We start from the raw sequence: 15099 nt of genomic DNA, 5'->3' as shown, positions 1-15099 counted from the left end.
TATCTACTTCTATTTCGACTATTCTAAAATAGTATCTATTGGCTATATCGTGCATGAGTTGTTTCACATCATTTCCAAGTTGAATCAACAACTTTTTTCGATACCTCGACAAAGTTAAAAAGGCTTTTTACATCCATGTCACCGAGCCTTACCTCAGCCCTACTTAAACATGGACGACAGAGCAACGGTCTGGTGCGTCAACCGAAGGTGTCATGACCTCATTAACGTAGCTGGGACTTCTCCTAACTGAGTCTGGTGAACTTACCCCGAAGGGACGAAACTAGAGACTATGTAGCTTCTTTTCAGAAGCCACGATACCTCTAGGTTCGTGGTAGTTCACATACTTCATTCATTGCATTGAAATCATTCATATCATCTATAAAAACAGTTGTTTTTATAATATCATCCATCGATCCGCCATTTTCTTCGATGATCGCCTTTACATTTAATAGAGCTTGTCTTGTTTGACCCTCAATTTTATCACATGGAAATTCATTCGTTTCAGGGTTAATTGGAAGTTGTCCAGACGTATAAACCAAATTACCTACTCTACGATATGCTGAATAAGGACCAATCGCTTCCGGATACTTTTTCATTTAAAACACCTCTTTTATAATTTTTTATTATCATTAATATTCAATCGCAATTTAATTTTTTAAAATTTCTAGAAAAGATTATTATTTGGAATCTATCTAAAAAGGGGTATTCAAAAAAAGACATATACCCCTTTTTTGTTAAGATATATATCCAAAATCCTAGGATCCATCCTATTTATCCTATATGAATTCTAGGTGTAATGGAGTTATATCGACTTTTTTGCTCTGGAAGATTTATTAAAAAATTGTTAAACTTAGATAAATTTAGATTTTCCTTTTTTTCGTCTATTCCCTCATAAGTTTTACAGGGATATTCATATACAGTTTATTATCATTTGTGAGGAGTAATATTATGAATGAGAAAGTTATGAGTCACTACAAAAAACTAGTTGAATTTTTAGGTATAGTCCTAGGAGAAAACTATGAAGTGATTTTACACATCATCGAGAAAGATAACTCTTATGTTGGAGCCATTGCAAATAATCATATTAGTGGTCGAACAAACAATGCACCATTAACAGAACTTGCACTTAAAATGATGAAAGACAAAACGTATCAAGATAAAGACTATGTAACAAACTACAAAGGAATTACAAAATTAGGGACAGAAATTCGTGGTTCTACTTATTTTATTAAAGATGAAAATAAAGAATTAATCGGTATGCTTTGTATCAATTTTGATTTTAGCAAACATAAGAAAATTGCAAATGACATTCTAGACTTAGCTCAGCTCCAACTAAATATGTTTAGCCCAATAGAAGATGAGACTGCCACTTCGAAAAAGAAAACCATAGAAGAGCATCACGATAATGAAATTATCGAATATTTTTCAGACTCTATTGATGAGATCGTATACTCGGTCGTCGATCCATCCCTCTTAAATCCAAATATCGCCCTAAAGCAAGAACAAAAAATTGAAATCATAAACCAGTTATACAAAAAAGGAATATTCCAATTAAAAGGCGCCGTATCTCAAGTCGCTGAGTTACTGAATATATCTGAACCTAGTGTATATAGGTATTTGAAAATGATTGATAAGGATAAAAAGTAAGCAAGAGAAACGATGGGGTTCCCTTGCTTTTTTTAGTGTTGGATCTTTCTATCAAAAATAACTTGAACTTCCGATAACATTGATATGTAAACACAATACCCTCCTACTTTTTTAGATAGGAGGGTATTTGATTATTATCCTGTCCAAGAAATCATAGATTTCTTGCAGCAAAACCGAGATTGTATAAAAGAATTTATTTTGTGATAATATCACCATCTTCATCGTCATTTGGACTATTATGATCAGATAGGTCTTTTTCCAACAGTATCACTTTATCTTTTTCGTTCCAATTTACTTTATATCCTAACGACTCTGCGACTTTTATAACGGGTAAATACGATTCTTTATCTGGTTTATATGTTTTTAAATCCGTTGATTCAATGGCACCTAAACCGAGAAGCAATTTATCTGATTGAATATAAGGTTTTCCGTCTATTATCTTCATCTGGTCAGCTGTATACGGATAAACTACATTATTTACTTTTAGGGTAAACGGTCCTTTATTCTCTTCTTTTATTTCTTTTGGCTTTTTTGACCTATACGACATCGCATCCACACCTAGAACCGTTCCTTCTCTTGTATTATCGGCTCCTCCGTACATTTTGCCATTTTCATAATCAAAAATAACTGCCTGTACATTTCCGATATTTTCTGGTTTTTCTTCAAACGCATGCCCTTTTGCCATTAATTCTAATCTTGTATTTTGATCAATTCCTGGTTCCCATCTAACAGTCGGATAGCCGCCTGAATAAATACGAGGTGTTAAAATCGCTTCTTGAATTGGCATTTGATGATCGATAACGTTCATAATTGTTTCAACGACTGATGCGATAATCGTCGGCCCACCTGGAGAACCAATGGCCATAAACGGCTGCCCATCTTTTAAAAGAAAGGTTGGTGACATGCTGCTTCTTGGTCGTTTTCCTGGCTCTACTTGGTTGACGCCACCCGGTGTTGCGTCAAAGTCTGTCATTTCATTGTTTAGCATAAATCCATAATCTGGAACCATAATACCCGATCCAAATACTTGTTCAATCGTTGTCGTATAGGAAACCATATTACCCCATTTATCCATGACAGAGAAGTGAGTTGTTTGTCCGATAGGATGTTCTTCTTTTACTTTCACTTGAGAAGAAGATTCCTTGCCTTCATACTTCCACGGATCGCCTTCTTTTACATCAGCAGTAGCCTTCTTTGGATTAATAAGCTTTCTTCTTTCTTTTATATATTCTTCATCTAAAAGTCCTTTTGTCGGTACATCATAAAAATCTTCATCTGCCATATAAGCTGCTCGATCAGCATAAGCCAAATGCATCGCTTCCGTTAGATGATGAAGATATTCTGGTGAGTTCACTCCCATCTTCTGGACATCGTAACCTTCCATTAATTTCAAGATTTCTTGAACAGTCAAACCACCTGAACTTGGCGGAGCTGCACTTACAACTTCAAAGCCTCGATAATTCGATTTAACAGGTTCTCTTTCTTTTACCACATAGTTTTTCAGATCTTCTGTTGTCATCGCTCCTCCACGTTTTTGCACTTCTTTGACAAGTGCTTCACCAATTTCCCCTGTATAAAATGCTTTAGACCCTTGTTGTTGAATTAACTTAAGCGTCTTTGCCAGATCTGGTTGAACAAGAATATTTCCTTCTTTTAATGGTTTACCGTTTGGAACAAATACGTTCGCTGCTGTTTGATATTTTTGAAGTTTTTCTACATTTTCATTGATATATTGAGCCATCGACCAGTTGACTTTAATACCTTTTTCGGCTTGCTCAACGGCTGGTTCAATAACTTGAGATAATTTCATCGTTCCATATTTCTCAAGAGCTGTTTCAACTCCCTTTATTGTGCCTGGAACAGCTACTGCTTTTCCACTTGTATGACGCTCATTAAAAGGAACTGGTTTGCCTTTTTCATCTAAAAAAAGTTCAGGCGTTACGTTCTTCGGAGCCACTTCACGACTATCAATCATCGTTATTTTATTTTCATCTTTGCGGTAAATCATCATAAAGCCACCACCGCCAATTCCGGACATCATTGGTTCAACAGCGTTTAACGATAATTGAATGGCTGCTGCCGCATCTACCGCATTCCCACCTTGTTCTAATATTTTTTTTCCCGCCTCAGCAGCTAATGGATGAGAAGCTGATACTATTCCTTGCGTTGCCCCTTTTTTCATTGAGTCATCCACTCCAGGCACATTGGCAAAAGCTGGTGTGATCATACAAAAAAAGCTAAAAACAACTAAAATAAAACTCTTTAGGTATTGCATTAATAATCCTCCTTTTCTCAATTCATTAAATTTTCTGACTACAAAAATTATATCTACTCTTTTTTTTTTATAAAATAGAAAAAAAAGAGAAAAAGTAAAAAGCATAAGTCTTGTCTCCTTCACCTTAGATACGGTTTCGGAATCAAAACTTATGCTTTAAACAGTAGGTTTCATATCCATTGATAGAGATTTTTAGGTCTGCCCATCTTTTGATAACTCACAATTGTACGGACTTTTCCTGTTTGCATGAGATGAACTACATAACGATAGACGGTGGGATAAGCTAATCCGATCTCCTTCATAATTTCATCGATCGTGCAGGGATGATCACAGGAACTTAAAAAGCTTACAATGTGAGATAGAGTCGTTTGACTGATTCCCTTGGCCACAAAGGCATCCTCATATTTTTTCCGGGTCGCCTCTAAGAGTCGTCTATGCAGTTGAATCCGGGAAATAAGATCCGGTGCTTTCACCGGTTTGAGTGCAAAATCTGTTGCTCCTTCATCTAGAAAGCGATCAGCGACCTCCTGCCGTTCATCCACTGTTAAAACTAGAATCGGAACTTCCTTATTGAACCTCCTGATTTCTTGAACTGTCATCAAACCGTCCATTTCCGGCATATGATAATCAACCAAGACAACATCCGACCCGTTCTTTAGAAATTCCGCAACACCCTCTTTTCCATTACTGCAGACTACAGCCGTCCATCCGGCAAAATCACAAATCTCGCTTAACATATAGCGAATGGAAGCGTCATCATCAATAGCCAAAATTTTCATTACCATTATCTCCTCTCAACAAATGAATCCAAATAGTGGTACCTTTTCCCATTCTGCTCTCAATAGAAACAGTCCCCTCATGCGCTTCCGCGACCTGTTGAACAAAAGGTAATCCAATACCTAGGTGCTGTTTCGTACTGTATCCTGCCTGCCAAATCTTTTTCTGTTCCTCGGCTGTCATCCCTCCCCCATTATCTGATACTCCTAGCCAAATCTGCTCTCCATGAACTTTGACTTGTATGGTTACTTTTCCGTCAGCTTGCCCCTCAACAGCATCAAAGGCATTATTAATCAAATTGACCAGTGCTCGGGTCAGCCGGATTTTGTTAATCCAAATTTGAATGTTTTCCGGTTTATTCGGCAGTTCTATATCTACATTTGTGTTAGTGCCGCTTAACCGGCTGGCACAGACGTAATCAATCAAATCTTTTAAAGAACACCAGCTCTTTCGGGATTCATATAAAATTTCGGAAATCATTTCACTCATAGAACGAATAGATGCTGAAATATTACGACAATAATCCTTATTTTTTCCATCTTGAATACGCAGTTCAATTAGAGAAATCAGCCCTTCAATGGAAGTTAGCGGGGTTTTTAGATCGTGAACGAGATTCAATACTTCCTTGCTCGAACGATCTTCAAGAGCTTCTAATTTTATACGGTGGAGATCCTGGCTAATTCTCCACCTAACCAGATAACCAGTTAGGATAACGGCGTTAATTAAGAATATAGAGCATAAAGCCAAGCTATATAACGAAAGGGATTGGACAAACCCAATTTGAACTGCCCATTGTTTTATTTTAGTTGAAATGGCTCCATGCCCAAATCCGTAGGTCGTAAGAAAAGGTATCTCATCCAGCCATTGCACTCCAAAAAGGACTTGAACCAGAACAAGTGATTTCATGAGCGGGTTCAATCTCCCTTTGCTCAACCTCTGCAATAAGATAATGGATAAGAGCAAAATGAGGGCTGGTCCACCAAAATTACGTTTCACTTCAATTGATAAATTGATGATTGCATACGTAAGTGGAATGACAGAGAGAGGAATCGTTATTTTAAGCCAATTCTGCTGCAATCTCTCTCCTATATGATCACCTAGTAAAAAGGCGCCTAGATAAAGAGGAAGAGCATGAATTGTATTAAGTGTAACTAGTAAAAAAGCGATGACTAGCAGCGAGTTTCCGTTCGGATTCTGTTCCATATTTTTGATTAATACGTTTAATCCTATATGTTTCAAGCTAAACCAATGGGGCATAGAGACACCTAAAAAAATCAAAGCCAACCCCATTCCAATTACTCTTGTATTAAATGTCTTAGCCATAGCTTCTCCTTTTCCGAATAAGACCATTGGGATTTATTATAAACCAATGGATTAAGATACTTTGTGCTCACTAATATCTGTGCCTTATACTTTCCAAAGTTTATTGTCCTATAATACAAAAAAATGTGAAATAAAGTAAGCCGTTTTTGGGAGATAACCTTATGCTTATCAAAAAACACCCCCTAGCCATCAAGTTAAAATTTTGGGGGTGACCTGTTTTCTTGGCTTGATGGGCATGGGGTAGTGCCGACAAAACGCGGATATTATACACTAAGACGTTTTCTGGAAGTGAACACCTCAATTTTGTTACGCTAAGGTTATTTTTGACCAAGAACGAAGGTTTTTGGTGATTTGCAGTAACGACTTTATCTCCCGTTCCTTAGGTTGATTTTCCATATCCAAACAAAAAAAAATAACCGAAAACCCTCCCTCAAAAGCGTTTTCGGTTATATTCATTTACAATATTCCCCTTGTCGTATTTCATCCATGTTTTGACATCAGTACCCCTACTTACAAATCTTTTATATTTTTTCTAATATCTGCCGCTACTTTGGTAGGATCATCAATCTCAAAAAAGACATATTTGTATTTTTCATGACCTTCTAATTCAATCATTACGAGAGGGACTCTATTTTCATAAGAAAGAAAGTACCATTCATCAGCGTGTTTAAAACTTCCTTCAAAAATATTGAGAGGAGAAATTGATGTTCCAGGCATACGAAGCATCCATTGTGGAGCATCAAAATAGTCAACATACACACTCTTGATCGTGTTATAAGGCATTTTTAATTTTAGTTTTAATGCAAAGAATCCTGTTACTCCATTCAGCTTTAGAATTACACCTTCATCATCAAACAGTACTTCTCTTCCCATAGTTTTCCCACCTTCTCTTGTAAAATGAAACGCCACAGCAACCCCCTCCCCGTTCTGGAGAGAGGTGTTATCTGCTCTTACAATTTGTTTTTTTAAGTAGATAAAGCCCCGTTAGACTGGCTCCTGCTCCAATGACCATTCCAATAATACTGATACCCAAGGACATAGATTGATTCGGAATCAACTTTGTAAAAGGCAGTAATAGTGACACTAATGCTGATAACCAGGTTAACATGAGCAGATAAGTCCAACCTGTTCTTTTTGCCATAGCTCATTCACCTCTTTCTTCCTTTATTGTACCATTCAGAAGAAGCGATTCGTTATAAAAATTGGATGTATATGGTATTTATATGAGGTTTACATAACATGTCATTATCGGCAATCAATGTATCTAGGAACCTACAAAAATGCCCTCCAGTTAAACGTCTGAAGGGCATTCGTATTTACATAATTAGTGTTATCGGAAGTTCCTCTAGGAAAGATATTTAGTATTTGTTGAAGAAATTTTTTATAGCTTCTAGCCGTATATTATGACTACATTGTTCACAGGTATATTTCCCTTTCCTATTTTCTTTAAACTGCTTATATTTCTGTGTCCCTTCATATACTCTAAATATTTTTCTACAACTTATACAAACTACTTCATAATAAATAATAATAGACAACCTCCTGTTTTTCCTAATTTTACTATATTAGGCTCATTTGAAAAGAGGAAGATTGGTTGCATATCCTATTCATGTGAGGTTTACATAACATAATTTATCGGAAGTCATTTCACTGTTTACGGCATAGAGCTTACTGTTACCTCTATTAGCAATGACAACACAGCCAGAAGGATAGTCGCAGATGTGCAAACAAAGACTACTTTTCTGTTTATACTTAGAACTTTTTCGTTGGACTTACGGTATATCAAATACAGCAATATTCCCACAAGGATAGAACTACCCCAAATGATTAAGCCTGTTTGCGTCACGACCTTTTGCCAATCAACAATCCAGAAATAGAGAATGCTCAGTTGCGTAATGAGTAGGACAGATGTAATAGACGTTGTTATATATCTCTGCATATGTATCACTCCAATATGTCAGTACATTTTTAAATTACAGCAAACTCCTCCCCATTCAGAGAGGGGTTCCCAGCATATCCTTTTACTGTTTAGAGTGACACTCTTTACAGTGGATTTTTCCTTCGTTATCAAGCCATTTCTTTATTTCAGTCATGCCAGCATATTCTGGATAGCGTAGCTCTACATAAACAAGTTCTCCGCCTTGAATGTCTTTTCCGCAACTTACACACTTAGGTTTCACTTTTAACATGATAGATTCCCCTCCCTTTCCTGATTGTACCATTTAGAAGAAGCGATTTGTTCAGATTTTTGGATGTATATTCCATACATGTGAGATTTACATAACATATCATTATCGGAAGTCAATGTATCTAGACACTATAAAAATACCCTTCAAACCTTGTGTTCTGAAGGAATTTCTTGTTCACATAATCAGTGTTATCGGCAGTCAGTGTCTAGAACTCTATGAAAGTACCTTTCAGACCTTATTTTGAAAGGTTTATGATAAATTAAAGATGTTAGGATTAAAATCCTTTCGAACAGCCTCTTAGATGATAAGTGGTATCGAAGCCATGCATATGATGAAAAAGGAACAAGTTCACATATAGACGAAATTTGGAATTCAAATTTCATACAGTTTGGTTCATTACTAATTTTCAATACATTGAATGCAGTATGTTCGAATATCGGTAAATGGAAAGCGTATATTGGTGTGCAAGTTTTATTAATACTTGTTTCTATTACTGCGCCTTTAGCAGGACTTGGTATTGTTTTTATGATTGACAACCATGGTACAAAACCAAACAATCAATAACAAGAGCTGCAGCGTTAAGTTAACGGGCAGAATAATTTAATAGTTAGAATTCCAGACTACTGATTAAGACGGTTAGAACCATAATGCACATGGTTCTTCGTCTCGATTTTCTTTCCCAATGAATTTTTCATTAAATTTTGTGCTAATATAGGTTCGTAAGATTAAACGATTAAACTGAGGGGCTGAACATGGATAAACAAGAACGCTTAAAAAGGTTGGCCAAAGAATTCAGTGAATGTCAAAAAGCATTAACTGCGATTGGGGATGAAACCCGTCAATCAATTATTATTGCACTAATCGAAAGCGAAAGTGACTGCGAACAAGGTATTCGGGTTGGCGAGATTACAAAAAAGACTCATTTATCCCGTCCAGCAGTATCCCATCACCTAAAAGTGTTGAAAGATGCGAATTTGATTGGAGTTAATCGAGAAGGTACAATGAATTATTATTATTTAGATATTACAAAGAGCGATTTTTTTAAACTTAAAAGACTTTTCGATAATATTGAATCATTTATAACCGAATTTCAGGATGAATCTTCAATATGAAGCATATTTCCTTAAGGAAAGTTTATCTTTAACATTTTAGAGAGGATGTTTTTTATGAACGAAACTATTAATATTCCGCAACCTAAAACATTTGGTCCACTTGGTAATTTACCTTTAATAAATAAAGATAAACCCGCCCTATCACTTTGTAAACTCGCGGATGAGTATGGTCCCATTTTTCGATTTAAAACTCCTAGCTCTGAACGCATCGTGGTTTCTGGGCATAAACTAGTAGCGGAAGTGTGTGATGGGGCACGATTCGATAAAAGTATTGAAGGTGCTTTAGAAAAAGTACGGGCTTTTGCTGGAGATGGATTATTTACAAGTCGGACACAAGAGCCAAACTGGAAAAAAGCTCATAATCTTCTCCTTCCTACTTTTAGTCAACGAGCGATGAAAGGGTACCACTCTATGATGGTAGATATTGCTGGACAACTTGTTCAAAAATGGGCGCGCCTTAATCCTAATGAGAGCATTGATGTACCGGAAGACATGACTCGCCTTACCCTAGACACCATTGGCTTATGTGGATTTAACTATCGTTTTAATAGTTATTACCGAGAAACTCCTCATCCTTTTATTAATAGTATGGTTCGTGCACTCGATGAAGCCATGCATCAAATGCAACGACTAGATATTCAAGACAAGCTCATGGTGAGAACAAAACGCCAGTTTCATCACGACATTCAAGCGATGTTTTCTTTGGTAGACACTATTATTTCAGAACGTAAAGAAAATGGGAACCCAGATGAAAAGGATTTATTATCCCTTATGCTAAATGGAAGAGACCCAGAAACAGGAGAGAAACTAGATGATGAAAATATTCGTTATCAAATTATCACATTCTTGATCGCTGGACACGAAACAACAAGTGGTTTATTATCCTTCGCTTTATATTTTTTATTGAAAAACCCTGATAAATTGAGAAAGGCGTATGAAGAGGTTGATCAAGTATTAACAGACTCAACTCCAACGTACAAACAGGTCCTGGAACTTAAATATATTCGCATGATCTTAAATGAATCGTTACGTTTATGGCCGACAGCTCCAGCTTTCAGCCTTTATGCAAAAGAAGACACCATGCTAGAAGGCAAATATTCAATCAAACAGGGAGAATCAGTCACAGTTCTTATTCCACAGCTTCATCGAGACAAAGAAGCATGGGGAGCTGACGCGGAAGATTTCCGTCCTGAGCGATTTGAAGATCCGAGTAAAGTGCCTAACCATGCCTACAAGCCCTTTGGAAATGGGCAACGGGCGTGTATTGGAATGCAGTTTGCTCTTCATGAAGCAACTCTCGTTTTAGGAATGATTCTGCAACATTTTGAATTAATTGATCATACCAATTATGAGTTAGACGTGAAACAAACATTAACGCTAAAACCTGGTGACTTTAAGATTCGTATTCAAACACGAAATAAACAAATCATCAATATCAATCCATCTATTCTAACGCCTAAAGAAGAGGCTCGTAGTGATAGTAAGACGGAAAATCAAGTTCAGCGTGCTTCAATCATTGGATTAAATAATAGACCCTTGCTCGTACTTTACGGCTCTGATACAGGTACAGCAGAAGGGATTGCACGAGAACTCGCGGACACTGCTGGTTTACATGGTGTGAGGAGTGAAGTAGCTACACTTAACGACCGTATAGGCAATCTACCGAAAGCGGGGGCTGTATTAATTGTCACTTCCTCTTATAACGGAAAACCGCCTAGCAATGCGGGACAATTCGTGCAATGGCTAGAACAAGTAAAGCCAGGTGAGCTAGATGGTGTTCATTATACAGTATTTGGCTGTGGAGATCACAACTGGGCAAGCACATATCAGTATGTTCCAAGATTCATTGACGAGCAACTCAGCCTTAAAGGAGCAACAAGGTTTTCTGAACGCGGAGAAGCTGATGTAAGTGGTGACTTTGAAGAACAACTTGAACAATGGAAAAGCAGCATGTGGTCGGATGCGATGAATGCTTTTGGATTACACCTGAATGAAAATATGGAGAGAGAACGAAGTACATTGAACATTCAATTTGTTAGGGGCCTTGGAGGATCTCCTCTCGCTCGATCATATGAGGCTGTTCACGCACCTGTTAGTGAAAACCATGAACTTCAATTGGCTGGCAGTGAACGAAGTACACGACATATTGAGGTAACTTTACCAGAGGGGGTTACGTATCAGGAAGGTGATCACCTCGGAGTTTTACCAAGTAATAGTAAAGAAAATGTCAACCGGATTTTACAACGATATGGATTAAATGGCAACGACCAAGTGACGTTGACAGCAAGTGGACGTAGCGCAGCCCATCTGCCTTTAGATCGTCCTGTCAGTCTTTTTGACCTTCTTAGCTACAGTGTAGAGGTGCAGGAAGCTGCAACACGGGCACAAATACGTGAGCTTGCGGCTTTTACCGTTTGTCCTCCCCATAAGCGTGAATTGGAAGCCTTGTTAAAGGAGAGTACCTACAAAGAACAGATCTTGAACAGGCGGATCTCAATGCTTGATCTTCTTGAAAAGTACGAAGCTTGTGAAATGCCTTTTGAACGGTTTTTAGAGCTTTTGCGCCCATTAAAGCCTAGATTTTATTCTATATCAAGTTCTCCTCGGGTGAGTCCGCAACGTGCTAGCATTACGGTAGGTGTTGTTCGTGATCCTGCTTGGAGTGGTCGAGGCGAATATCGCGGGGTTGCTTCGAACTACTTAGCGGACCGCAAGTCTGGAGAAGATATTATGATGTTCGTTCGTACACCGGAATCTCAGTTCCAACTCCCTGAAGATCCACAGACACCTATTATTATGGTGGGCCCTGGAACAGGAGTAGCACCTTTCCGTGGTTTCCTACAGGCTCGTGCTATGATGAAGCAGGAAGGAAAATCACTTGGCGAAGCCCATCTTTACTTTGGTTGCAGGAATGAGGCAGATTATATCTACCGTGAAGAACTGGAACAATATGAAAGGGACGGAGTGGTTACTCTTCATATGGCATTTTCCCGTATGGAAGGCGTACCTAAAACTTACGTACAACATTTGATGGCTCAGAATGCAGCAGAATTAATCCGCATTCTTGACCATGGAGGGCGGCTTTACGTATGTGGAGATGGCAGTAAAATGGCTCCAGATGTAGAAAAGGAGTTGCAAAAAGGTTATCAGGCTTTACATGGAGTTGACAAACAGGAGGCTGAAAAATGGTTGGAAAACCTTCAGTTAAATGAAAGCTATGTGAAAGATGTTTGGGCGGGTATTTAAGGAAAAGACAGTTAATATAGAGGTTGTGGAAACGAAATGGCTTTAGACCCGTGCAGTGCGCGGGTCTTTTTTATAGTCGTAATTCTGAAACATAACAACCGCATGGAAATCCATTTATAAGTGAAAATAATGTGCGAAAGAATATTTTAACAATCAATTCGTTTTATGCAGGAAAATAAGTGGCAGGGTGTAGAGTAGAGAACTGATTTCTGTGAGACAGCCCTTGGGCTGTCTCGCTTACTTTCAGCTCCCCGGTTATTACTCCATATATAAAGTTCAAAATCATATATAATTCTTTTTTTATTCGTTGTTTTCACCTATACCTTATCTATAAGACAAACATAGAATGTACAAGTTAGTTAAAGGGGTGAAATATCGTGAATTCGGGATTTGGATGTTTTGATGGTGGCTTTTCCCATAGAAGCCGTAGAACTCATAGAAGTCTTAGAACTTTTAGAAGCCGTAGAACTTTTAGAGGTAATAACATTGCAGGATTCCTTAGAAGATTAAGTCCAGGAACTCGTGTTGTTTTACAATATAATGATCAACCACCTGCAAGCGGCATTTTTGAAGGATTTCAAAATGGTACAGTAATTCTGACTAATTTTAATGGTTTTCCTGGCCTTGTCCGTATCGCAGTAAATAGTATCAATGCTGTTTCTGTTGCTACATCTGTTGGACCTGGATCTGGACCTGGATCTGGACCTGGACCTGGACCTGGACCTGGATCTGTACCTGGATCTATGTCTAGACCTAGACCCGCATCTAGACCTAAATCTGCTGGACTTTGGTCTTGGTAAACTTACAATCAACACTTTTATAATCAAAAGCCGGTTTCTCTTCTGTACACTATAGAAGAGAAACCGGCTTAATAGAATTTCCATATTTAAAAATAGCAATTCAATCAATCTCAAAGTCTAATAACTTTACACACGGACATGTTTTTGGGAATACATCGATTCAGATGCAGGTAAGCTCAATTGTTCCCGTAAGGTTGTTCCTTCGTATTCTGTTCTGAACAAACCTCTTTGCTGCAGCACAATTATCACTAAATCCATACATACATATATAATACCAAAGAAGTAAGGAAGCATAAGATTAAAACCATCCACTCGTCCAGGTGCCAAAGAAGCAATGAATAGAAATGTACACGTTAATGTAAATGGGGGTTAGCGGAAGGGTTGTCAATATGGGAAGACTATGGCAGTATAGAAGGAACTCTCGATATTTTTTTGTAAATTTCAAGTTCGTAATTGCTATTCTTACGAAGTTGTAAAAAGGAAATTGAAAATAATTCTTATATATTAGAATTAACAATAACAAATGGAGGAAATAAAATTATGTCTAATTTGCCAAATTGCCCAAAATGTAATTCAGAATACACTTATGAAGATGGAAGTCTTTTTGTTTGCCCAGAATGTGCTCATGAGTGGACTTTAGAATTAGAAACTGAAAATAGCGAAGATAAGATTATCAAAGATGCAAATGGAAATGTCTTAAACGATGGTGATTCTGTAACAGTAATCAAAGACCTTAAAGTAAAGGGAAGTTCATTAGTCGTAAAAATAGGTACAAAAGTAAAAAATATACGTTTGGTTGATGGAGACCATGATATTGATTGCAAAATTGATGGTTTTGGAGCTATGAAATTAAAATCTGAATTTGTTAAAAAGATATAAATACGGTTTTAATGCAACAGAATCAAAATAGCTTCTATTATCAACAAAAGAAATAAAACAATTGTAGTAGTGAGATAAGTGTGTTATAGATCACTTCCACTATGAAATCCTCGGCTGTAAAGTTAAACATTTATATTTGTGGGCGTAAAACCACGATACCTTTAGGTTCGTGGTAGTTCACAGACAATCGCATGAAAGCGAATGATTGAAAAAAAGACGTTCATTAAGGTGGTTTTGTTACTTAATGAACGTCTATCTTTTTAATTAGGAGCTATATCGATTCCAGGGATCATGGGTTGTTAAAAATGCAGCCAACTCTTTGCTTTTTTGTTTTCTTTCTTTACGTATTCTTGCTCGCTCTGGTGCGGTTTCATGTAATTTTTGCTCTTCTTCTGTTTCCGGAATGACTTCTGGAACACGTGCTGGACGTTTATGTTCATCAAGTGCGACAAATGTTAAGAGAGCAGTCGCTGCAATTTTGCGTTCGCCGCTTTTTAAGTCTTCGGCAATAATTTTTACAAACACTTCCATTGACGAAGTGCCTGTCCATGTAACATATGATTCAAAACAAACTGAATCTGTTGGTCGAACTGGATGTAAAAAATCAACTGAATCTGTTGACGCCGTTACACATCCTCTTCGGCTATGACGCGCTGCAGAAATGGATGCAACTTGATCTACATCACTCATGAGTCGACCGCCAAATAATGTATTGTGATTGTTTACATCGTTTGGAAATATGCGGCTTGTTCGCACAACTCGTGAATCTTTACAATATTTTGCTTCCATACTTATCCCTCCTAAATCATACGACCTCTTGGCGTTATACTTTAAGCATTCTATATAAGTCC

The 15099-nt window shown here is 37.5% G+C and carries 15 protein-coding genes and 1 pseudogene; 5 read left to right on the top strand and 11 right to left on the bottom strand.

The window, feature by feature from the left end:
• Nucleotides 1-320: 320 nt before the first annotated feature.
• A complete protein-coding gene (locus H540_RS29775) occupies nt 321-596 on the bottom strand; it encodes a RidA family protein (RefSeq protein ID WP_081415141.1) in 276 nt (91 codons plus the stop codon).
• 352 nt (nt 597-948) lie between these two features.
• Here H540_RS29775 and H540_RS0114605 point away from each other — a divergent pair, with 352 nt between their 5' ends.
• Nucleotides 949-1647 (top strand): helix-turn-helix transcriptional regulator, encoded by a 699-nt coding sequence (locus tag H540_RS0114605; RefSeq protein WP_028401303.1) that lies wholly within the window; start codon nt 949-951, stop codon nt 1645-1647.
• A 193-nt stretch (nt 1648-1840) separates the two neighbouring features.
• On the opposite strand, the gene ggt is transcribed toward H540_RS0114605, so the two are convergent.
• The 9 genes from ggt to H540_RS0114565 form a co-directional block, all read right to left on the bottom strand.
• Nucleotides 1841-3922 carry a gamma-glutamyltransferase gene (ggt, locus tag H540_RS0114600; protein WP_028401302.1) on the bottom strand — a complete coding sequence of 694 codons (2082 nt, stop codon included), beginning with the start codon at nt 3920-3922 and terminating at the stop codon, nt 1841-1843.
• Nucleotides 3923-4092: 170 nt separating this feature from the next.
• Nucleotides 4093-4701: a response regulator gene (locus H540_RS0114595; RefSeq protein ID WP_028401301.1), complete on the bottom strand. Its 609-nt coding sequence runs from the start codon at nt 4699-4701 to the stop codon at nt 4093-4095.
• Entirely contained in the window at nt 4682-6022 is a 1341-nt protein-coding gene (locus H540_RS0114590; RefSeq protein WP_028401300.1) for a sensor histidine kinase, read from the bottom strand. Before H540_RS0114590 ends, H540_RS0114595 begins: the two co-directional genes overlap by 20 nt.
• Nucleotides 6023-6328: 306 nt before the next feature.
• Nucleotides 6329-6478, bottom strand: coding sequence for a hypothetical protein (locus H540_RS33220; RefSeq protein WP_155891029.1), 150 nt, complete (start codon nt 6476-6478; stop codon nt 6329-6331).
• 54 nt (nt 6479-6532) lie between these two features.
• The gene (locus H540_RS0114580) at nt 6533-6895 is read right to left on the bottom strand and encodes a hypothetical protein (RefSeq protein WP_028401299.1); all 363 of its coding nucleotides are present in this window, start codon (nt 6893-6895) and stop codon (nt 6533-6535) included.
• A gap of 67 nt (nt 6896-6962) precedes the next feature.
• Nucleotides 6963-7163 carry a hypothetical protein gene (locus H540_RS0114575; protein WP_028401298.1) on the bottom strand — a complete coding sequence of 67 codons (201 nt, stop codon included), beginning with the start codon at nt 7161-7163 and terminating at the stop codon, nt 6963-6965.
• A gap of 217 nt (nt 7164-7380) precedes the next feature.
• Complete coding sequence (locus H540_RS35565; RefSeq protein ID WP_425388122.1) at nt 7381-7551, bottom strand: DUF2197 domain-containing protein; 171 nt, start codon at nt 7549-7551, stop codon at nt 7381-7383.
• A gap of 125 nt (nt 7552-7676) precedes the next feature.
• A complete protein-coding gene (locus H540_RS0114570; RefSeq protein ID WP_028401297.1) occupies nt 7677-7961 on the bottom strand; it encodes a hypothetical protein in 285 nt (94 codons plus the stop codon).
• Between the two features lie 82 nt (nt 7962-8043).
• Nucleotides 8044-8211 carry a hypothetical protein gene (locus tag H540_RS0114565; RefSeq protein ID WP_028401296.1) on the bottom strand — a complete coding sequence of 56 codons (168 nt, stop codon included), beginning with the start codon at nt 8209-8211 and terminating at the stop codon, nt 8044-8046.
• Between the two features lie 265 nt (nt 8212-8476).
• On the opposite strand from H540_RS0114565, the pseudogene H540_RS35560 reads away from it, so the two are divergent.
• The 4 genes and pseudogenes from H540_RS35560 to H540_RS0114540 form a co-directional block, all read left to right on the top strand.
• Nucleotides 8477-8563 (top strand): annotated as a pseudogene (locus tag H540_RS35560) (IS6 family transposase); the annotation flags it as partial.
• Between the two features lie 400 nt (nt 8564-8963).
• Complete coding sequence (locus H540_RS0114560) at nt 8964-9323, top strand: ArsR/SmtB family transcription factor (RefSeq protein WP_028401295.1); 360 nt, start codon at nt 8964-8966, stop codon at nt 9321-9323.
• A gap of 54 nt (nt 9324-9377) precedes the next feature.
• Nucleotides 9378-12569 carry a bifunctional cytochrome P450/NADPH--P450 reductase gene (locus tag H540_RS0114555; protein WP_028401294.1) on the top strand — a complete coding sequence of 1064 codons (3192 nt, stop codon included), beginning with the start codon at nt 9378-9380 and terminating at the stop codon, nt 12567-12569.
• Between the two features lie 1340 nt (nt 12570-13909).
• A complete protein-coding gene (locus H540_RS0114540; RefSeq protein ID WP_028401293.1) occupies nt 13910-14248 on the top strand; it encodes a zinc ribbon domain-containing protein YjdM in 339 nt (112 codons plus the stop codon).
• A 264-nt stretch (nt 14249-14512) separates the two neighbouring features.
• Here H540_RS0114540 and H540_RS0114535 read toward each other — a convergent pair whose 3' ends face one another.
• Nucleotides 14513-15037 carry an acyl-CoA thioesterase gene (locus H540_RS0114535; RefSeq protein ID WP_034671060.1) on the bottom strand — a complete coding sequence of 175 codons (525 nt, stop codon included), beginning with the start codon at nt 15035-15037 and terminating at the stop codon, nt 14513-14515.
• Nucleotides 15038-15099 lie beyond the last annotated feature (62 nt).

The sequence above is a fragment of the Ectobacillus panaciterrae DSM 19096 genome, assembly GCF_000430785.1.
In the GTDB taxonomy this organism is placed as follows: domain Bacteria; phylum Bacillota; class Bacilli; order Bacillales; family Bacillaceae_G; genus Ectobacillus; species Ectobacillus panaciterrae.
The sequence above is the reverse complement of the archived record's forward strand: the minus strand, read 5'-3'. Positions and strand labels throughout refer to the sequence as shown.